22 protein-coding genes and 2 tRNA genes are annotated in these 21,000 nt (G+C 31.7%); 9 read left to right on the top strand and 15 right to left on the bottom strand.

The window, feature by feature from the left end; all coding sequences use genetic code 11:
• Positions 1-35 precede the first annotated feature (35 nt).
• From IW20_RS02110 to IW20_RS02100, 3 genes are all read right to left on the bottom strand, one after another.
• A complete protein-coding gene (locus tag IW20_RS02110) occupies positions 36-1,076 on the bottom strand; it encodes an ATP synthase subunit B family protein (RefSeq protein ID WP_035618085.1) in 1,041 nt (346 codons plus the stop codon).
• Positions 1,077-1,191: 115 nt separating this feature from the next.
• Positions 1,192-1,920, bottom strand: a complete 729-nt coding sequence (locus IW20_RS02105; protein WP_035618083.1) for a hypothetical protein — start codon at positions 1,918-1,920, stop codon at positions 1,192-1,194.
• Positions 1,907-2,467, bottom strand: a complete 561-nt coding sequence (locus IW20_RS02100) for an RNA polymerase sigma factor (protein WP_035618081.1) — start codon at positions 2,465-2,467, stop codon at positions 1,907-1,909. Before IW20_RS02100 ends, IW20_RS02105 begins: the two co-directional genes overlap by 14 nt.
• 324 nt (positions 2,468-2,791) lie before the next feature.
• Between IW20_RS02100 and IW20_RS02095 the strand changes: the two genes are divergently transcribed.
• The gene (locus tag IW20_RS02095) at positions 2,792-3,526 is read left to right on the top strand and encodes a hypothetical protein (RefSeq protein ID WP_051885494.1); all 735 of its coding nucleotides are present in this window, start codon (positions 2,792-2,794) and stop codon (positions 3,524-3,526) included.
• A 41-nt stretch (positions 3,527-3,567) separates the two neighbouring features.
• Here IW20_RS02095 and IW20_RS02090 read toward each other — a convergent pair whose 3' ends face one another.
• Positions 3,568-4,545 carry a polyprenyl synthetase family protein gene (locus IW20_RS02090; RefSeq protein ID WP_035618078.1) on the bottom strand — a complete coding sequence of 326 codons (978 nt, stop codon included), beginning with the start codon at positions 4,543-4,545 and terminating at the stop codon, positions 3,568-3,570.
• Between the two features lie 104 nt (positions 4,546-4,649).
• Positions 4,650-5,702, bottom strand: a complete 1,053-nt coding sequence (gene rlmN / locus IW20_RS02085) for a 23S rRNA (adenine(2503)-C(2))-methyltransferase RlmN (RefSeq protein WP_035618076.1) — start codon at positions 5,700-5,702, stop codon at positions 4,650-4,652.
• A gap of 317 nt (positions 5,703-6,019) precedes the next feature.
• Between rlmN and IW20_RS02080 the strand changes: the two genes are divergently transcribed.
• The 5 genes from IW20_RS02080 (at position 6,020) to IW20_RS02060 (ending at position 9,887) form a co-directional block, all read left to right on the top strand.
• A complete protein-coding gene (locus tag IW20_RS02080; protein WP_035618074.1) occupies positions 6,020-6,586 on the top strand; it encodes a YceI family protein in 567 nt (188 codons plus the stop codon).
• Between the two features lie 7 nt (positions 6,587-6,593).
• Entirely contained in the window at positions 6,594-8,006 is a 1,413-nt protein-coding gene (locus IW20_RS02075) for a hypothetical protein (RefSeq protein ID WP_035618072.1), read from the top strand.
• Between the two features lie 5 nt (positions 8,007-8,011).
• The gene (locus tag IW20_RS02070; protein ID WP_035618071.1) at positions 8,012-8,566 is read left to right on the top strand and encodes a hypothetical protein; all 555 of its coding nucleotides are present in this window, start codon (positions 8,012-8,014) and stop codon (positions 8,564-8,566) included.
• A 229-nt stretch (positions 8,567-8,795) separates the two neighbouring features.
• A complete protein-coding gene (locus IW20_RS02065; protein WP_035618069.1) occupies positions 8,796-9,128 on the top strand; it encodes a hypothetical protein in 333 nt (110 codons plus the stop codon).
• 117 nt (positions 9,129-9,245) lie between these two features.
• Entirely contained in the window at positions 9,246-9,887 is a 642-nt protein-coding gene (locus IW20_RS02060; protein WP_035618067.1) for an O-methyltransferase, read from the top strand.
• Positions 9,888-10,443: 556 nt separating this feature from the next.
• Here IW20_RS02060 and IW20_RS02055 read toward each other — a convergent pair.
• From IW20_RS02055 to IW20_RS02025, 7 genes are all read right to left on the bottom strand, one after another.
• Positions 10,444-11,007 (bottom strand): phosphatase PAP2 family protein, encoded by a 564-nt coding sequence (locus tag IW20_RS02055; protein ID WP_035618065.1) that lies wholly within the window; start codon positions 11,005-11,007, stop codon positions 10,444-10,446.
• Positions 11,007-11,333, bottom strand: coding sequence for a Sec-independent protein translocase subunit TatA/TatB (locus tag IW20_RS02050; RefSeq protein ID WP_035618063.1), 327 nt, complete (start codon positions 11,331-11,333; stop codon positions 11,007-11,009). The genes IW20_RS02055 and IW20_RS02050 overlap by 1 nt, the downstream gene beginning before the upstream one ends.
• Before the next feature lie 104 nt (positions 11,334-11,437).
• On the bottom strand, positions 11,438-13,678 hold the full coding sequence (locus IW20_RS02045; RefSeq protein WP_035618057.1) for a M1 family metallopeptidase: 2,241 nt from the start codon (positions 13,676-13,678) through the stop codon (positions 11,438-11,440).
• 66 nt (positions 13,679-13,744) lie between these two features.
• Positions 13,745-14,254 (bottom strand): DUF6702 family protein, encoded by a 510-nt coding sequence (locus tag IW20_RS02040; protein ID WP_035618050.1) that lies wholly within the window; start codon positions 14,252-14,254, stop codon positions 13,745-13,747.
• Positions 14,251-15,003, bottom strand: a complete 753-nt coding sequence (locus IW20_RS02035) for a hypothetical protein (RefSeq protein ID WP_035618048.1) — start codon at positions 15,001-15,003, stop codon at positions 14,251-14,253. The genes IW20_RS02040 and IW20_RS02035 overlap by 4 nt, the downstream gene beginning before the upstream one ends.
• Positions 14,993-15,721, bottom strand: coding sequence for a carboxypeptidase-like regulatory domain-containing protein (locus IW20_RS02030; RefSeq protein ID WP_035618046.1), 729 nt, complete (start codon positions 15,719-15,721; stop codon positions 14,993-14,995). The genes IW20_RS02035 and IW20_RS02030 overlap by 11 nt, the downstream gene beginning before the upstream one ends.
• Complete coding sequence (locus tag IW20_RS02025; protein ID WP_035618044.1) at positions 15,708-16,460, bottom strand: hypothetical protein; 753 nt, start codon at positions 16,458-16,460, stop codon at positions 15,708-15,710. Before IW20_RS02025 ends, IW20_RS02030 begins: the two co-directional genes overlap by 14 nt.
• A gap of 154 nt (positions 16,461-16,614) precedes the next feature.
• On the opposite strand from IW20_RS02025, the gene pepE reads away from it, so the two are divergent.
• Positions 16,615-17,322, top strand: a complete 708-nt coding sequence (pepE, locus tag IW20_RS02020) for a dipeptidase PepE (RefSeq protein WP_089052190.1) — start codon at positions 16,615-16,617, stop codon at positions 17,320-17,322.
• A gap of 35 nt (positions 17,323-17,357) precedes the next feature.
• On the opposite strand, the gene IW20_RS02015 is transcribed toward pepE, so the two are convergent.
• A tRNA-Gly gene (locus tag IW20_RS02015) sits at positions 17,358-17,430 on the bottom strand.
• A gap of 107 nt (positions 17,431-17,537) precedes the next feature.
• Positions 17,538-17,610: transfer RNA gene (locus IW20_RS02010), tRNA-Gly, on the bottom strand.
• 135 nt (positions 17,611-17,745) lie between these two features.
• Between IW20_RS02010 and IW20_RS02005 the strand changes: the two genes are divergently transcribed.
• Together IW20_RS02005 and IW20_RS02000 are read left to right on the top strand one after the other, a co-directional pair.
• Positions 17,746-18,183 carry a GNAT family N-acetyltransferase gene (locus IW20_RS02005; RefSeq protein WP_035618040.1) on the top strand — a complete coding sequence of 146 codons (438 nt, stop codon included), beginning with the start codon at positions 17,746-17,748 and terminating at the stop codon, positions 18,181-18,183.
• Between the two features lies 1 nt (position 18,184).
• Entirely contained in the window at positions 18,185-19,765 is a 1,581-nt protein-coding gene (locus IW20_RS02000) for a L,D-transpeptidase family protein (protein ID WP_035618038.1), read from the top strand.
• Here the strand turns inward: IW20_RS02000 and IW20_RS01995 are convergent.
• On the bottom strand, positions 19,754-20,476 hold the full coding sequence (locus tag IW20_RS01995) for a murein L,D-transpeptidase catalytic domain family protein (protein WP_035618036.1): 723 nt from the start codon (positions 20,474-20,476) through the stop codon (positions 19,754-19,756). The two genes, IW20_RS02000 and IW20_RS01995, sit on opposite strands and share 12 nt — an antisense overlap.
• Positions 20,477-21,000 lie beyond the last annotated feature (524 nt).

The raw sequence follows: 21,000 nt of genomic DNA, 5'->3' as shown, positions 1-21,000 counted from the left end.
AAGTGCTTCATTACTATAAAACTAACTTAACTTTTTTAATTTAAATCTAAACGTAATCCTAATGAAACATTGTTTTGTTTTATGTCATTATCAGCAAATAAAGGGTTAAGATCATATTTTACATACAAACTTATATCTCTGTATCCCATATAACCACTTAATCCGTAAATGAAATTATTTACATTATAATCGCCTTTAGACACTACTTTTTCTTTTATATCACCTTGATCATATTTCAGGATTTGTTTGGACTTAACATTGATTCCTGCATATCCTCCTAACCCGAAACGAAAACTTCTATGAGTTCTAAAATAAGTCTTTCCGTTACTATCGTGTTTACTTCCCGAAAAATCAAACTCTAAATGGGCTGGCAAAACTAAATAAACATTTCTAAAACGAGATTCATCCAGATTTACAGGATTAACTTCCAAAACGGTCTTATCGCCGTCTACAACAAAATTACGATTCTCTGTAGGTCGGATGTTATTATACATTAACGACAATCCGTATTTAGCGTGAAGCAAATTATGATTTTTTAAAATTCTAGAGTTAAATGTAAATCCCCATTCGTAAAAATGCGACCCCATAAATTCATAATCCGAATTTTTTAATCTTCCATCGGTTACTAAGTTATTTATTCCTCCTGCAAATACAAATTGCGAAGTAGTTCTTTTTTCTCTGTAAATAGAATCTTTTCCTTTTCCACATCTTATGCAGTCAATCCTAAGCGTATATTTTTTTACAGAATCACTTTCTTTTATCTTTCCATCTACTTTTTGCTGTACTAAATCATTTAATTCATTTTGTGCAACTGTAATTTTTTCTTCTATTATAATTGCTCTAGCTTCTGCCAATTGTTTTTTCTTTTTATCGGCTTCTTCTCTGGTTATTTTCCCCTCAGAAAGTTGAACATTCACAATTTCTACTTCTTCTTTTAGAGCATTTTTTTCTTCTCTGGTTATTTTTTCGATTTTGTCTCCAATAGCTTTTGCTCTGGATTCAAATGTTTCCTGTCCTATCATTTTACTAACAAATAAAAATAGGATGAGGACTAAATAAATGGTAAAATTTCTCATGATGATTTTTTTAAAAAAATTGATTGATGATTTGATTGATAATTTCTGTGTCAGACTAAGACCATTAGACTCCGCTGTTCAGGGAAACATTGTCTAAGCTTTTTTTTTGCAATAGCTATTCTTCGGCATTCCGGTTTGCCAAAGCAACTTTTACGGTTTGGTAATTTTTATTGACTTTATTGATTACTTTTTCTCTAAATGAAAGTTCTAACTCTCCATCGACTTGAGAAAGTAAATCGTTTGCATTTATTTTAACTTTAGCTTTTTGCTGATCAGGCTTTCCTATTACTAAAGTTTTTTCTGCCGAAGTCAATAATTGATCCACCGTTGCACTTTTTGAATTGTCTGCAATTACTGTTTGATTATTTTTTGTTTCTGTGTTTTGATTATTTTTCCAATTCTCGTTATTGGCTTCTTTGATGATTGAACGCTCCGCTACTTGATTTTGATTTATTTTATTTTGATTTATTTTTTCGTTTCTCTCTTCAGTATTTTTCTTTGCATCCTTTATTACAACTGCATCTGTACTTAAAGATTTTAAGATTATCTTATCTTCTACCTTATTTGGTTTAACAACTGTATCTTTTGCTTGTTCTTCTTTAACAACTACAGTGTCATTCAGGTTATTAATTGGTGTTTCTCTTTGACTAAAATAAATCGTGCTTATCAGCAAAAATCCTACGAAACCTGCCGCAACATACATCCAGGTATATTTTCTTTTTGGCTTAGTCTCTTCGGCAACATTTAGCATTGCATCTAATCTATCCCAAGCATCATTGCTAGGATTGATTTCTCTTTCATTTAGTTTTTCACGAAACTCTTTTTCAAATTTATTCGGTTCCATTTTCTTGTTTTTTTAATGTAGTAATTTGCTTTTGCAACATTTTGCGAGCATGTGATAATTGCGATTTTGATGTTCCTTCATTAATCCCCAACATTGTTGCAATTTCATTGTGCTTATATCCCTCGATTGCATAAAGGTTAAAAACCATCTTATAACCATCTGGTAAGCTATCTATTAAAAACTGAATTTGATCTGTTGATAATTGGCTTTCGATTCCATTAAAACTCTCTTCGGTATAATTCTCATCTTCAATAAACTTTACCTTTTTATGAACCCGGAGGTATGAGATGCATTCGTTTACCATTATCCTTCGAATCCATCCTTCAAAACTTCCTTTATTTTCAAATCTATTAAGGTTTACAAAGACTTTCATAAACGATGTTATCATTACATCTTCTGCTTGTTGAATGTCCTTAATATACTGTCGGCAAACACTTAACATTTTCGAAGAAAACTTACTGTATATCTGCTGCTGCGCCTGTCGATTATTATCGATAGCCAACTGAATGATTTCAGTTTCTTCTTGATGTAAATAGATTACTTTCATAAAACGTAATAGAAAATTTCAAAAAATTGATTCGGTAAAAATTAACTCAAATACTACTATTATTAATCGTCAGTTTAAAATCAAACAGACTTCTATTAGCATAGACGCTTTAAGATTTAAAAAGGTTGCATGGGAATAAAAAAATATTTTTTTTATTCACTTTACACCACAAACTTAAAGAGCCAAATAAAAGAACAAATCTCAATTAAAACTGATCTTACATTTGGATTTTTTTTCTCAATATAATAATTTTGAATAATCCGTTTGTATACGCTTCACATCGACAGCGAAAATTTAGTAAACAGATTATAACAAAACATTGCAATGGAAAAACATATTGAACTCTATCCTAGTATTGAAAAAGTATTCAAGGATAAAACATTAGGCTTTTATTTTAGACCACTTTTAACTGTAAAAACTTCAATTGCAAACAAAGCATATAATATTCATTTAGTTGCAACAGATGGACTCTATTGTAAAGAACAACATAAATATTCTGAAAATAATTTTTTTGGGTTTAAATATAATAATGGCCTATACGAATTTTTAGGAGACTTATCTGTTTTTGAAGAATATGACAAAATACCTGAATTATCTAATTTCTTACAAGAAGATTTTATTCAAAATAGAGATTCATATTTAAAAGAAAAAACGACTTTCGAAAAATATTTAGAAAAAAAATCTCCTGAATTAAAAAATATCGTAAAATCTGATTTTTTTTCAAATGCAGCATATTATGCTGAGGCTCTTTATAGTTACAATTTCACAAAATACTATTATGAAAAATATGGTATCCACAAACATATCTCTGTCATAACTGAAAATTATAGCAAAAATACAGACCCATTCCTTTTAGAAGAAGCAGATGCTTCATCAATTCTCGAAGATTTTTTTATCAATCTGAATTATAATTTAAATCATGACTACGAAATAAAGAAAGAAATGTTTGTTTCTGGAACAGAAAGATACCGATTTATGTCCATTATAGGAGGCGGCTGTGTATTGTCATTAGTAGATCCAACAAAGGATATTGTTTATATACTTGAATATTTTTCCTGAGAAAATTCAAGTAAATAATTTATCGTTTATATAGAAATAGTTTATTTTTTTCTTTCGATAACGTAGTTCACCATCAAAGTCAAGGCTGCTTTGAATTCTGAATCTGAATAATTGTTGAGTAGTGAGAGTGCTTCTTGCTGAAACTCGATCATTTTATTTTCGGCGTAAGCCAAACCATTATTATTTTTCACAAAAGCAATAACTTCTTTTACTCGCTTTTTGTCTTTGTTATGGTTTTTGATAGAATTTATAAGCCAGCTTTTTTCTTTAGAAGTACAATTGTTTAAAACATGAATTAAGGGCAAAGTCATTTTTTGCTCTTTAATATCTATTCCGGTAGGTTTACCAATAGCTTCTTCGCTATAATCGAATAAATCGTCCTTGATCTGAAAAGCCATTCCTATTAGCTCTCCAAATTTACGCATGTTTTCTACCTGAACATCATCTTCTATAACCGATTTTGCGCCAAGTGCACAACAAGCAGCAATAAGAGTAGCTGTCTTTTTTCGGATAATTTCATAATAAACATCCTCGGTAATATCTAATCTTCTTGCTTTTTCTATCTGAAGTAATTCGCCTTCGCTCATTTCGCGTACAGCGACAGAAATTATTTTAAGTAAATCAAAATCGCCATTATCTATAGATAGTAACAATCCTTTTGATAGTAAATAATCTCCAACTAAAACGGCTATTTTATTTTTCCAAAGTGCATTGATAGAGAAAAAACCACGACGGCGGTTACTATCATCTACAACATCATCATGAACTAAAGTTGCGGTATGAATTAGCTCGATAACCGAAGCTCCACGATAAGTACGTTCGTTTACAATTCCCTCTGAAACCATTTTAGCCGTCAAGAAAACAAACATAGGTCGCATTTGTTTTCCTTTACGATTTACGATGTAATAGGTAATTCTGTTAAGTAAAGCTACCTTGGAAGTCATCGATTCATGGAACTTTTTTTCAAAAAGTTCCATTTCGTTAAAAATGGGCTGTTTTATTTGAGAAGTAATATTCATTTAGATTCCAAATATACTACTTTGAAAATTGAATTCCATATATAAATTATTTTTTGAAACCTTAATGCTATTATTTTAAAGTTAGAATAACCTTTTATTTATTTTTAAGACACTTCTGCCTCTTTATTTGCCAATTGTCCACAAGCAGCATCTATGTCTTTTCCTCTGCTTCGGCGTACTTTTACAACAACTCCTATATTTTCGAGTGCTTTTATATACGCATTAATAGATTCTTCTGAAGCTTGCTGAAACTCTCCATCATCAATCGGGTTATACTCAATCAGGTTTACTTTACAAGGCACATATTTACAAAACTTCACCAAGGCATCAACCGATGCTTTATCATCGTTAATTCCTTTCCAAACTACATACTCGTAAGAAACTTTGCATTTGGTCTTTTTGTACCAATATTCTAAAGATTCTCGTAAATCTGCCAAAGGGAAGTTTTTACTAAAAGGCATAATTCGAGAACGAATTTCGTCGATCGCCGAGTGTAATGAAACTGCTAATTTGAATTTAACATCATCATCGGCCATTTTTTTAATCATCTTAGGGATTCCAGATGTCGATACCATAATACGCTTTGGTGACATTCCTAATCCTTCTGTAGAGGTAATCATATCAATCGCTTTCATAACATTGTTATAATTCATGAGCGGTTCTCCCATACCCATAAAAACAATATTCGATAGTGGATGATTATAATACAAACGACTTTCTTTATCTATAGCTATTACCTGATCATAAATTTCAGCAGGTTCTAGATTTCGCATTCTTTTTAATCTTGCTGTTGCGCAAAAATTACAATCTAAACTACAACCTACCTGGCTAGAAACACAAGCCGTAGTTCTTGTTTCGGTTGGTATTAAAACTGACTCTACAACCAATCCGTCATGCAATCGTACAGCGTTCTTTACTGTACCATCATTACTGCGTTGCATTGTATCGACCTTGATATGATTGATAACAAAATTATCTTCGAGCATAGCGCGTGTTGCCTTAGCAACATTTGTCATATCATCAAAACTATGTGCTCCCTTGCTCCATAACCATTCGTAAACTTGATTTCCGCGAAAAGCTTTATCGTTGTTAGCGACAAAAAAATTGCGCAATTCTTCTTTTGATAAGGCTCGTATATCTTTTTTCTCCATTTGCATGCTGCAAAGTTACTAAAGTATTTGCTGATTTTTATTCGACCATAAAATATAATATCAAAGCAATAATAGAATCCGGAATAGAGGCACTTTTCTCGATAAAAAAACGCCTGTTTTCTTACTAAAAAAAACACTCACTTTACTACATCGTTGTAGCTATATATAGGGCTTTAATAAAATTTTAACAATGATTTATGTCATGCGAATCAATATATATACAAGCTAGATTTGACCTAAGTAAATACCACGATTAGTTGTTGATAAACATAATTTAAAAGCTACTAATCAAACTTCATTAATAACTTTTAAATACACAGAAAATGAAATCTCCAAAATTCAAATTATTTCTTTCAACAGTATTTCTCTTCGGAATAGTATTTTCCTCAAACGCTCAAAAAAATTATACGCTAGACGCGAAAACTAATTTCTCGGTTTCAGGAACATCAACAATGCATGATTGGGAAATGAAATCAGATTCTAAAACTGGAACGGCAAATTTCACAATTGCAGATTCGAAATTAATAAGCATCAACAGCATAGACATTACTCTGCCTGCAGAGACTATTAAGAGCGAAAAAACAAGTATGGATAAAGTAGCATACAAAACTTTAAAAACGGACAAATTCAAAAACATTAAATATGTTTTAAAATCTGCCGAAAAAGTTAACGAAACGACATGGGAACTTACAGGAACTTATACCATAGCCGGAGTAAGTAAAGTATTAAAAACACAAGTAAAAGCTACAGTTACCAAAGATGCAGTATCACTACAAGGCTCTAACAAAATCACTTTTACAGATTTTGGAATGAAATCTCCAACTGCATTATTAGGAACAATTAAAACTGGAGAAAACTTAACAATCAAATTCAATTTAAACTTTAATTAAAACGACTATGAAATCAATATACATTTTAGCAATTACGATACTAAGTATTACCACTGCGACGGCACAAGTAAGTTTTGGTCATATCCAAAACCAAATTCCCAGGAATCAAAAAGGGATTAATCAATTTGATGTAAAAAAAGATACGGTTGCTTACAAAGGAATCAGCATTGATTTGGGAGCTGCTTTTGCTTTACAATTTCAAGGGTTAAATTCTTTTAATGATCAAAAAAATCTGGCTACTGCTCCAGACTACAGATTAAATAATCTGCAAAACAATTTTAATTTACCAAATGCAAATTTTACAATTGGAGCCCAATTATATGATGGGGTTCGCGTAAACTTAGATGTATATCTTGCTTCTAGACACCACAACGAAACTTGGGTAAAAGGTGGTTACTTACAAATAGACAAGTTAGACTTTGTAAAAAAAGATTTCTTGGCCGACGTAATGAAATATACGACCATCAAGATTGGACAAATGGAGAACAATTATGGTGATGCTCACTTTAGAAGATCAGACAACGGAAATGCGTTAATGAACCCTTTTGTTGGTAATAATATTATGGATGCTTTTATTACCGAAATGGGGGCTGAAATATACTATAATAGATCAGGATTTGTAAGTATGATTGGGGTTACAAACTCAAAATTAAACCAAAGTGTTGAAGAAATTAAACCCGGTGCTCCTACTACAACAAAACCAGATGTAAACACAACCGTAAGTCCGTCTATCATTGCCAAATTAGGATGGGACAAACAAATTGATCAGGATTTAAGAATCAGACTTACAGGGTCATTGTACCATACCTCAAACTCTAGTGGTAACTTATACTCATCAGACAGAGCTGGTAGCCGTTTTTATGGAGTTATGACTCACTCTGCTTATGATGTTCTTGATGCAAATGGAGTTCCAATTCCATCGCCTATAGCTGGTCAAAAAACTACTGTAGCTGATAATTTTGATCCTATGGCAAACAAAGATACTGGTCGATTTAATCCTGGGTACGGAAACTGGGCTACATCATACATGATAAACCCATTTATAAAGTATAAAGGTCTTGAGTTTTTTGGAACATTAGAGTTTACTTCTGGTGGTGATTATAAAGGAACTGATGCTACTCGTAAAGTAAATCAATATGTTGGGGATTTAGTATACCGTTTTGGAGAAGGAGAAAAATTTTATGTAGGTGGGAAATATAACCTGGTAGATGGAAAACTTGCCAATGCTAATGCCGAAGCAATTCAGATAAACAGATTTGAAGCCGCTGCTGGTTGGTTCATGACAAAAAACATCTTAGCAAAAATCGATTATGTAAATCAAAACTATAAAAACTATTCTCAATTTAATGGAGCAATACCTAACGATTTCTTTGGAGGAAAATTTGAAGGAATAATGTTTGAAGCAGTAATTACATTCTAAATGCGATGAAAATCACAATAACAATACCTATATTAGGTTTAGCACTTCTCTTTTTTTTGGGAAGTGCTAAACCTCCTTTTCCAAATGATGAAGGCATATTAAAAATCAATAAAATAGAAATACAAATTGATGGAATCTCTACTGTAGGCAAGTACAATTGTGCCAATCTATTCTCTAAAAAAGACACGGTTTTTTTACATCTAAATAAAAGAAACTGTGTAACGGTAGAAATCCCAATGTCTAACTTTGATTGTGGAAATAAAATCATGACCAAGGATTTACTAAAAACAGTAAAATCTAACGAATTCCCAAATAGCTTCGTCACTTTTTCTAACATTAAAGCATTTTCAAAAAATTACAAATGTGACCTTACATTTGTAATAGCAAATAAAACTTTAAAATTTAAAGATTTCGTGTTATTAAACAAAACAAGTAATAAAATCGAAGGAAATATTAATTTAACTTTTACAGACCTTGGCCTTAAACCTCCAGTAAAAATGGCGGGACTCATAAAGGTGAAAGACGAAATAAACATAAGCTTTAGTTTATACAAAAACTAAACAATCCAAAAGCACTCATTTTTTTAAAGCTATCTTTAATTAGGATTACTTTTTATTCTAAAAAAAACTTTATACGGAATATGTTAAAATCATAAAATTTGGCACGAGAATTGTTTTTCGTTCTAAAGAAAAATAATCTTACAAAGAGCTCAATCATTTAAATTTTGTAACTTTATTTTTTCAGCGTTTCAACCATTATATTTTTCCAACCTTAAAAAATTATTTTATTATGAAAAAACAAATCTTAAGTTTAGCCGTTATCGCCTTATTAGCATTCGCTGTACAATCTTGCGAAAAGAAAGAACCAAAACCTACAGAAGAGGAATTAACACTTGGTAACAAGGTAGACTCTCTAACAACTGATATTAAAGAAGTAAAAGATACTGCTGTAACTAAAGTTGAGGATGCTGCTAAAGATGTAAAAGACGCTACTAAAAAAGCTGCCGAAGATGTAAAAACTGCTACAGAAAAAGGTGCTAAAAAAGTAGAAGATGCTGCAAAAGCTGCAAAAGACGGAACGGTAAAAACAGCCAAAGAAGTTAATGATGCTTTAAAAAAATAATTTTCATTGTCATGAAAGTTTAAAACCATTCGTTACGACGAATGGTTTTTTTTATGCTAAAAAGTGTAGTAGATATTTTTGTATTTTTGTGTTTCAAAAATTTAGACTTTACTTACCATGCATTTTATATCTCAAGACTTAGAGGATTATATCGAACAACACTCAGAAAAAGAACCTGAATTACTAGCTCGTTTAAACAAAGAAACTTACCAAAAAATATTATTGCCACGCATGTTAAGTGGGCATTTTCAGGGTCGTGTTTTAAGTATGCTATCTAAGTTAATACGTCCTGTAAACATTCTTGAAATTGGTACTTATACTGGTTATGCAGCTTTATGCTTATGCGAAGGCATGCAAGAAAATGGACAATTGCACACTATCGATATTAAAGAAGAATTAATCGATTTTCAGCGAAAATATTTTGACCAATCGCCTTGGGGAAAACAAATTTTTCAGCATTTGGGCGAAGCAACATCTATTATTCCTAAGATTGATGTAAAATTTGATTTGGTTTTTATCGATGCCGATAAAGAAAACTATCTTAACTATTACGAAATGATAGTTCCTAAAATGAATAAAGGCGGAATTATTTTATCTGATAATGTTTTATGGAGTGGTAAAGTTTTAGAACCATTACAACCAAACGATATTAGCACAAAAATACTTTTAGAATACAATTTACTTTTAAAGAATGATCCAAGGGTAGAAACTGTTTTATTACCTATTCGTGATGGCTTAACGGTAAGTCGGGTGCTTTAACATTTCATTATCTGAATTCCCTCCAGCTTTACTCAATGACATCAAGTTAAGCTTTTTAGAAAGCAGCATTAATCTTATAAAGATATAAAAAAACACAAAGCTTAAACACAATCTTGTCATTTCGACGAAGGAGAAATCTTAGCGAGTAACTCTACAAAGCTAGGACTCTAGTTGCGGAGTTTCTTGTGGAGATTTCTCCTTCGTCGAAATGACAAACAGTGTGGATAATTGATGTTTATAAAAAAATTGCGTCTTTGTGAGAGATTTATTCAGCAAAGCATTGCAACTTTTCTCTTAATTAAATAACACAATGTTTTAGCTCGAGGTCAATATAAATACAAAAAGGCTTTAGCCGGAATAATTAAATTCTTTCGGCTAAAGCCTTTTCTCTATATCTAAATTGCATTCTTCCAGCCAAAGCAGGAGGTAAATCAAATTAATTATAAAGCTTTATTTTTTTTAAGCGCAATTCTAGCCCAGATGGAAACGGCATCCTTTTTCTGGCTCCTTTAGCCAGGAAAAGATAGAGTGTACAGCTGGAAAAAGCTCCTAAATTTTATACTGGAAAATACCTTGCTCTTACTTTTTGGTATATTTTGAAGATTAAGAATCCCATTGTTGCTCCTGCTAAATATCCGCAAAGAATATCTAACGGATAATGCAATCCTAAATAAATACGGCTGTAAGCAAAAACTAATGGCCATAGGAACAATAATCCAAAATATTTAAAGTGTTTATTAAGTAACAAATACAAAAAGGTAGCTACTGCCATTGTATTTGCAGCGTGTCCTGAGAAAAAACTGAATGATTGTCTCGATTGTACAATTCGAATAAACGAATTAATATCGGGGTTGTTACAAGGTCTTAAACGCTGTACGCTATACTTAACCGCATTGGTTAACTGATCTGTACAGGTTATTAAAATAGCTATAAAAAGTAGTAAAAACAGGGTTTGTCTTTTACCTATTTTTTTATAGATGAAATAAAATAATAACAAAAAAAGAGGAATCCAATTTACCTGATTTGTAATGATTAACCAAAGTTTGTCGTAAGTTTCCGAACCTAAGCCATTAAGATAAACAAATAAATTAGTATCTAGTTTTAGTATTTTTTCAAGCATTATATCTGACGTTTTATAGGACCTGTAATTGTATCAATATCTTCTTTTGTTTTTTCGAGTTGCGTTGTAGCATCTCCCAACAAATTAGTTTTGGCCTTTTCTATTTCAGAATTAATATTGCCTGTTATGTTGTCTAATGCTTTCGCATCAAAACCGTTAGCTTCTGCGCCTTTTTGGATTTCGCTTTTAATGTCATTGGTCGCATTTTTAAGTTGCGCCATTGCTTTTCCCATTGTACGAGCTATTTCTGGCACTTTGTCTGAACCAAAAAGCATAAGTACTACAAATAGTATAAAAACTAATTCTCCTCCTCCTATACCAAACATATCTTTTTTATTTTATGTGCCACAAAGATATTAAATTTTGTAGCTGAGTCTTTTAAAATTTACTTAAAAAAAGAGACTCTTGCGAGTCTCTTATCTTTTTATGCTTAATCAAATTTTGATTTCGCTTCTACTTTTGGCCATGCATTATTAGTTACATCAATATCTGCAGTAAGTAATTTTGGGTCAATTTGAATGCTTTTTATCGCTTTCTCTGTCGCATATACTTTTTTGGCTGTATCATTATTTTTTCTCCAGATTTGTGCTGGATATTTAAACTCTTCTTTTGTTCCATCCTCATAAGTAATCTCCACAAGAATAGGCATAATCATTCCTCCTGGTTTCTCGAACTCTACTTCGTAAAAATATTTAGGCGATTTTAAATTTGCTTTTTCTTCAGCTGTAAATGTTTGCGCAACATAATCTGATAATAATTTTACATCATCAACTTTTAATGCTTTTTTATCTGATCCTTTTAATTCTTTATTATCACTTGCAATTAGATACACAAAAGGTCCTTTTTCGAAACCAAAACGTCCTTTTCTAATCTTAGTATCTTTTAGCTCTGTAGTTGCTGTCTCGCTTACATAATATTGTTTTACATCTTTAATTCCGATGTCTACAAAATCTGTTGAGTAAAACCATCCTCTAAAAAACCAATCTAAATCGACTGCCGAAGCATCTTCCATCGTTCTAAAGAAATCCTCTGGCGTTGGGTGTTTAAATTTCCATCTGTTTGCGTATGTTTTAAAAGCATAATCAAACAATTCTCTTCCCATAACTACTTCTCTTAAAATATTAAGTCCTGTAGCTGGTTTTCCGTATGCATTATTACCAAATTGGTGAATAGTTTCTGAGTTTGACATAATTGGCTCTAAAAACTTTTGATCTCCACTCATGTAAGGAACAATATTTTTTGCAGGACCTCGTCTTGAAGGGAAATTAGGATCTAATTCCTGCTCTGCCAAATACTCTAAAAAGGAATTTAAACCTTCGTCCATCCAGCTCCATTGGCGCTCATCAGAGTTTACAATCATAGGAAAAAAGTTATGCCCTACTTCGTGTATTACTACACCAATCATTCCGTTTTTTATTTCTTTGCTCGTTACTCCGTTTTCATCAGGACGACCAAAATTCCAACAAATCATTGGATATTCCATTCCCTGATCTTCTGCCGAAACTGAAACTGCTTTTGGGTAAGGATAATCGAATGTGTGCGATGAATAACTTTTTAATGTGTGTGCAACTGTCATTGTAGACGTTTCTCCCCAAAGCGGGTTTGCTTCTTTTGGATATACTGAAGCCGCCATAACTGTTTTACCTCCTAGCTTTACAGCCATTGCATCATAAATGAATTTTCTAGATGTTGCAATCCCGAAATCACGTACGTTTTTAGCACTGAATTTCCATGTTTTTTTCTTTTCAGAAAATCCTTTTTCAGTTGCTTCCGCTTCTGCCTGAGTAACAATTACAACTGGTTTATCGTATGATTTTTGAGCTAGCTCATATCTTTTTACTTGTTCAGGAGTAAATACTTCACTTCTGTTTACTAATTCTCCTGTAGCTTCCATCACGTGATCTGCAGGAACAGTAATGTTTACATCAAAATTTCCGAAAGGCAAAGCAAATTCTCCACCTCCCCAAAACTGCATATTCTGCCATCCTTCTACATCATTATAAACTGCCATTCTTGGGTAGAATTGTGCAATTACATATAATCTGTTTCCGTCTTTTTCGAATAATTCATATCCTGAACGACCTCCGTCTTGTCTGTAATTATTGATATTATACCACCATTTAATCGAAAACGAAATTTTTTCGCCCGCTTTTAATGGTGTAGTCAGATTAATTCTCATCATGGTCTCATTAACGGTATAAGACATCGGATTTCCCTTTGCGTCTTTTACATACTCAATATTAAAACCACGATCTAGTCCGTCTTTTAAGTATTTTTTTGAAAACCCATCAACAGCCAGTACCTGACTAATTTTATCGCTCTCGGCTAATGTTGTTTGTGTATTTTTTTTAGCTTGATTCTGATCTAGTTGCAACCATAAGTACTCCAGATTATCCGGAGAATTATTAGAATAAGTAATGGTTTCTGATCCGCTTAATTTTGCATTTTTATCATCTAACTCAACATCAATTTTATAATCGGCTTGTTGCTGATAATAAGCTGGACCTGGCGCTCCAGATGCTGTACGAAACATATTAGGAGTCGCTAATAGGTCATACATTTGACTAAATTTATTAGTATCGTACTTCCCTTGCTGTCTTATTGGTGTGGTATTTTTTTCCTGAGCAAACATTATTGCAGGAAAAAACAATAAAAGTGATATTCTTCTCATAAACTGGTTTTTTTGGAGTTTTTGTCAGGGTGTGAAAATAGCAATTAAAAAAATATTCATCTCCATTTATTCATACTTTAACAATTCTTTCCTTGAAGATTCTGTAAAAAGCACACTCTTTTTACTTCCTAATACCGAAACATGTGTAATATTTTGTTGCTCTGTATTCCAGTCTACCAGAATTGTATTCGAGATTTCTAAGCTTTTAATTTTGTCAACATCTTTTATCCTGGAATAACAAACTAAAACATCATTTGATTCAACTTCTTTAGACAAAAATGTGATTGGTCGTAACTGACCGTTTACTTTAATAGTAAAGTTTTCAGCAAGGTATCTTTTTAAAAGAGCAACATCGGCTTCAGTTTCTTTTTCTGTGCCGATGTTTGATTTTATTTTATATTTTTTCTCCACTCCATTATTTAAGTCGTCGATAAAAATTCGAGACGTAATTTGAAGCATTTTCTTTTCGGGAGCATAGTTTATCTGATACACACCAACATAAAACTTATGAAATGCAAATGATGATAATGATAAGAACAACATCCCTATTAAGGAGTAAACTACAATTTTTCTCATTTCTTAATATCATTCACTTTTTTGAATTCCTTACTTTTATTAATTAAAAAATCCATTAACTGAAATCTATCTTCTGGTTTAAGATATTGTTTTGAAACAGGATCATTAGAAGTATACATTAAGAATAAATCAATCTCATCATCTTTTAATTCTAAAGTCTTAGTAAAGAAAGTCGGACTGAAATTAGCTCTTACATATTGAGTAAAAGCTACATCATCTACAGGAACTTCTTTTTCGCCTGATTTATTCAAGAGTTTTTTAACATCTTTAAATATTCTCACGAAATCTGTACCGTACTTTATTGTTTGATCTGAATAAGAAACACTGTTTTCTGGGGTAGACTGTTTGTCATCCTCAAATTGCATATCAACATATTTCTGAGTATTCTTATCCAGTGATTTTACTTTTAATCCTTTTGGAATAACCACTTCTTTTAACTGATTGTTTTTAAGCCCCAATCGCACTACTAAAAGACGCTCAGCAAATTCTTTTTCTGTCAGTACCATTTTTCTTGTTTGAAAGGTCAAACTCGAAAACAATAAAGTATCTTTTGGTTGCGCCAGTATATCAAACAATCCGTTTGAAGAAATAAAGGTTCTTGTTTTTGTATTAACATTCAAAACATAACCGCTTTCCAAGGCAACAGAGTCATTTACCACTCTTCCGTGTAAAGACATTCTTGTACCATTTTGTGCTATACACAACTGACAAAACAAACTCAAGATCAGTATTCCAATTTTATTTCTCATTTTCGATAATTGTTAAATATTTTTGCGCCAAACCTGTTATTAAAAACATACTCATTGTTTTGTTTTTGGCATTCAACGAAGTTACAAACTCTGGATCATCTATGCAATACAACTGGAAGCCTTTTATATGTTCTAACGGAATCTTTAATCTATCTGTATAATAATTCTCTTCAAAAAGGTATTCAATTTTCAAATACAACATCTCTTTTTTCTCTACAGCTACTTCTTTTTTCAACATAGCAGTTCGGCCAGATATCTTATTTAAAAGCGCATCTGTCATAGTAGACTTAGCCGTATATAATTTTCGTTCTGCGGGTGTGTATTTCTTTTGCCCATAAGGTATGATTCCTAAATTTTCGGCATTTATATTAGAAAATTCATTTATAACTACCTCTTTTAATTCTATGTTTTTAGGAACCATTTTCACCACCAACAAGTCTAATTTCAAATCATTAGCTGTAATTCTTTTTCGGAGTGGTTCTAAATTCACTGCCGAAAAAACTAGCACATCTCCTTCTTTGATAACGATAGAAAACTGTCCTTTATTATCTGAAATAGTAGTTTCCTGAGTTGCATTATTAACTATTGTTATAACTTCAACCGAACTTGAATCGGCGGTAATTCTCCCAGAAATTTCTTTTGAAACAATAGTTTGCCCAAAACTAATTTGAAAGAATAAAGATACAATAAATAAAAGTAGAGTATTAATTATTTTCACGTGCTATTATTTCTTTGTACTTCTCTGCTAGTTCTCCCAGCAAAAATTCGGTAGTTGTTTTGTTTTTAGAGCTCAAAATCTTTGTGAAACTTTCATTTTCTACGGCAAAATATTCAAATCCTTTTACATAATCTAAAGGAATACTAAGCTTTCGTACAAAGTGATCCGTATCAAACATCTTTTCCAAAAGTTGCATAAAAATTTCTTTTTTCTCTACAGCTAGTTCTTTTTTTAGCATTTTTGACCTACCTGAGAACATGTTTAATAAAGGATCCAAAGCAACTGAACCTCCTAATCCTACTGAAGCATCCAGGTCGGTTGCTCCTTTTAGTTTTCGCTCTGCAGCTGTATAAGAACGTTGCCCAGCAGGGATTATACCTAAGGCAACAGCATTAATATTATCGTATCTTTTTATAATGACTTCTCGCAATTGATTCATTAATGTTTCCATTTTCACCACAAACCTTTCCGATGCCAAATCTTCATCCGTCAAAACTATTCGACGTTCTTTAAGCTGTACTGACGAAAAAATAAGCGTATCGCCTATTTGCGCTGGTATCGAAAACGACCCTTCAGTATTTGTAACCACCGAAGCTTCTGTTCTTAAATTAACCACATAAATACCCTCCAAATCCATTGTATTAGCATCTATTTTTCCTTTTAAAATAGGAGAAACAGCAACTTGAGCCATTAGATTATTAGCTAGAAAAACAAAAAAAACACATACAACCTTGTTCATCAAAACATTATAAGGATAAGCTGTAAAAGTATCTTAATGTCATCTAAATTTAATATTAACGACTTGGTAAAAATATGTTAATTAAACCTTTATTTTACAGCTTTAAAACACACTATTTAATATCTTTAACTTAAACAAAAACATTACAAATCCCATGAAAAATATTATCATTGCCAGCACCTCTACTCTTCACGGAGGCAGCTATTTAGATTATTTATTACCTGAACTACAAGTACATTTTAAGAACTGTAAAACTCTTCTTTTTATTCCTTTTGCAAGACCTGGAGGAATCTCGCACGAACAATATACCAATACTGTTTCGCAAGCTTTTGAAAAAATAGATATTAAAGTAAAAGGAATTCACGAATTTGAAGATGCTACAGCTGCAATTAATAATGCTGAAGGAATTTTTACTGGTGGCGGAAACACCTTTTTGCTAGTAACACAACTTTACAAAAATAATATTATGACTGTTCTGGCAGAAGCTGTAAAAAACGGAACTCCATATTTAGGAACTAGTGCAGGAAGTAACATTTGTGGATTATCAATGCAAACTACTAATGATATGCCAATAATTTATCCGCCAAGTTTCCAGACTTTAGGATTAATTCCATTTAACTTAAACCCTCATTATTTAGATCCAGATTCTCAATCTAAACATATGGGCGAAACACGCGAAACAAGAATAAAAGAATTTCATGCTTTTAATACTCTTCCTGTTTTAGGATTACGTGAAGGAAGCTGGCTAGATGTAAAAGGAGACAAAATTGTTTTAAAAGGGAATTTATCTGCTCGTCTTTTTAGACAAAATCAAGAACCAGAAGAATTAGCTCCTCAAACAGATTTGAGTTATGTGCAATAAAAAAGCCGAAACTATTAAGTTTCGGCTTTTTAAAGAGCGAAAGACGAGGCTCGAACTCGCGACAACCAGCTTGGAAGGCTGGAGCTCTACCAACTGAGCTACTTTCGCATTAACAGGGTGCAAATGTAAAAAATTTAAATCAATTTAAAAAATAAAAATCAAAAAACTTTTTCTTTTTAAAAGAAACCGAAACATTTGCAATTTCGGTTTCTTAGAGCGAAAGACGAGGCTCGAACTCGCGACAACCAGCTTGGAAGGCTGGAGCTCTACCAACTGAGCTACTTTCGCATTACTGTGGTGCAAATATAGATAATAACTTCAGTTAAAAACAAGTTTTTTTTACAAAAATTTCGCAAAATCTTAAACAAATTCTTTAATATATTTAAAACTAAAAAGTTATAACTTTACTATTCTTTAAAAATTATGTCAAACATACAAGAAATATCTGCCCAAGAAACCTATTTAGTACGCAATCCTGTTCTACGAAAAGGAAAACCTATAGAAAGTTGCCACTTTGATGGTGATGATTTACCTACTACGCATCACTTTGGTTTATTTGATGATAAAAATTTAGTAGGAATTATTTCGCTATTCCAAAAATCTAATATTACCTTTGCGGAAAATTTCCAATCGCAGATTCGAGGAATGGCCGTTTTGGACGATTTCAGAAAGAAAGGATTCGGCGAAGCTTTAGTTAATTACTGTGAAAAATATTGTATTAGCAATAATTGTAAACTAATATGGTTTAACGCCAGAACCGAAGCTGTTGGATTTTATGAGAAAATGGGCTACCAAAAAACTGGTGCAATTTTTGAAATAAAAGATGTTGGGAAACACCTGTTAATGTTTAAAAAACTTTAAAATGAATAAACTTTACTTTTTAATATTATTATCAATCCTTGTAAGTTGCAAAAAAGAAGAAAAAATAGTTCCTGTAAAAAAAGCAGAACCTCTTCCTGCAATTGTTCAAACCGACGAACGAAAAATTCAGTTGGACACATCGGTAATAGGATCTTTTAAAAGTGAAGACCTTAAAAAGTTTTACATCGCATCTAATAACGAAACCGTTTGGGGAAATCTTGAAAAAAGAACTTTCATTATTGATGAATTAAAAAAATCTGAATCTCTTGGTTTAGAACCAAACGACTATAGTATAAAAAGAATAGAAAATTTTGAAAGTAAAATAAGTAAGTTAAACGACGGCGACTTGGCTCTTTATGACGTTTTGCTTACTTATAATTTTCAGAAATACTTAACGCATTTACATAAAGGAAAACTAAATCCAAAGAAACTATATAATGATTGGGATTTAAATGACAAACCTTTTAATGTAAATACCATTCTTATAAAAGCTTTTAATGATAATGAATTAACGCTTGCTATTGAAAATAGTCAGCCAAAAACATATACATATAAAAGGTTACTAAAAGCATTAGAATTACTAAATGAATTTCCAGACGATAACATTAAAACCATCTCGGTTGAAGATAAAGTAACCCTGCACGATACTAATAATGCAATGATTACAATTAAAAAACGTCTTTTGTACTGGAAAGATTTAACAGGTAGAGACAGCTTAACATCTACTTACGACGACAAAACTTTCGAAGCTATTAAGAAATTTCAAACCCGCCACGGTTTAGCCGCCGATGGTGTTATTGGTAGAGGAACGGTTAATGCTTTGAATTTTTCTAAAATCAGAAGAAAGCATCAAATCATTAGCAACATTGAACGCTGGAGATGGTTTGCAGATACGCTTGCCGAAAATTATTTTATAATAAACATTCCTGATTATAGCCTTCATGTTGTTGAGAACAAAGACACTACTATTGTTAGAAAAATTGTTGTAGGTACTAATAGTCGCAAAACCCCTATCCTAACCTCAACACTTAAAACTGTAGTTTTTAACCCTACTTGGACTGTTCCGCCAACTATATTAAAAGAAGATATTGTTCCTGCAATGAAACGAAATCGAAATTATTTAAAAAATAAAAATATTACTATTTACAGCAAAGACAACTCTGTTGTAGAACCAAGTAATTGGAATGAAAATTCTCCTGGTAGTTATCGCTATGTACAAAGTCCAGGAAGTAGTAACTCTTTGGGATTAATGAAAATTTTATTCCCAAATAATCATAGTGTTTATTTGCATGACACTAATCATCGTAACTTATTTGGGCGAAACAACCGCTCCTTGAGTTCTGGTTGTGTTCGTGTAGAAAACCCTCTGGAATTAGCACAACATATATTAGACTCTAATAACTGGTCTAAAGAAAAAATAGATTCTATTATTGTTACTAAAAAAACGACCAATGTAAAAATTGCCAAAAAATACGCTATGTATCAATGGTATTGGACTGCATGGAGCGAAGATAACTCTTTACAATTTAGAGATGATATCTACAATCTAGATACAGATTTATATACTAAACTAAGAAATTAACTTTTCTTCCATCATAAAAGTTCTTGATGGATGATAGATATATAAACACGATTTATCTTTTATAGCTTCGATAATTGCATTTGTTAATCCTACAGGAATAGCTGGACAACCTTGGCTACGTCCTAACCTTTTGTTGTTTCTAATAAATGATTCCGAAACATAATCGGCACCATGAATTACAACTGCTCTTTCGCGTGCATTATCATTAACTCCTTTTTCTAAACCATCTAAACGTAAAGAGATTCCGTGTTTTCCTTTATACACCTCACCTGTTGCATAAAAACCGAGGCTACTTTTATAAGAAGAATTTGTATTTGAAAAATCTGATGCAAATTCCTCACCTGTATTTCTTCCGTGAGCTACTAAAGATTGAAATAAAACTGTATTGGTAGAAAGGTCGATAACCCAAAGACGTTTAAGATTAGATGATAAACTAAAATCGACTAAGGTTAAAAGGTCTTTTTGAATAAGTCCTTTTTCTTTTAATAAATAAAAGCCTTTTAAAGCTTCTGTAAAACTCTTAAGTTCAGGTAAATCAAAATTATTTGCGTTAAGTGTGCTATAAACTGCCTTGATTCTTAAATCCAAGCTTGCAGTTACTGTACTAGCGATATTTTTCTTCTCAACTTTTTTAACTTCTGTAGTCGTTTTTGTATCCGTAGTAAATGACAAAAACATCAATAATAACATGGGGCAAATCTTATAAATCATTGAATGCGTTTAGGTTATAATTTGTTTCGTGGTTCGCAAATATATAAAAAATATGTAGCTCCCAAAATTTTACAGCAGAAACGAAGTACTTTTTAATCATTTTTTAACGAATTTAACCTAATACTTATTGTATTCTCTTAATGAAATTATAACAAAACTTATTGAAATACAGTAAATTATAAACCAAAACCTACATCTTACAAAAACAAATTATCTATTTCACCCGCATTATACTACTCTAATTGACTACATCATTTTTAACTAAATAACCCAATAATAATTTTAAAATATTCAAAATACATATCTAAAAAAAAGATACACATTTGAACATAATTAGTAATTCACTTATCGATCTTATTCTTAAACCTGCTTTACAATCTTAATTAACCATTTTATTGACTCTAATAGCATCAAAAATAAAATCTAATCTGCATTTATTTTAAAAAATTACACCTTCTACAATTAAATTATTATTTTTTCATACGGTTCACTTTATAAAGTATAATTGTATCTCAGTCATTCTT

Origin of the sequence: Flavobacterium hydatis (assembly GCF_000737695.1) — a bacterium.
GTDB lineage: Bacteria > Bacteroidota > Bacteroidia > Flavobacteriales > Flavobacteriaceae > Flavobacterium > Flavobacterium hydatis.
The sequence above is the reverse complement of the archived record's forward strand: the minus strand, read 5'-3'. Positions and strand labels throughout refer to the sequence as shown.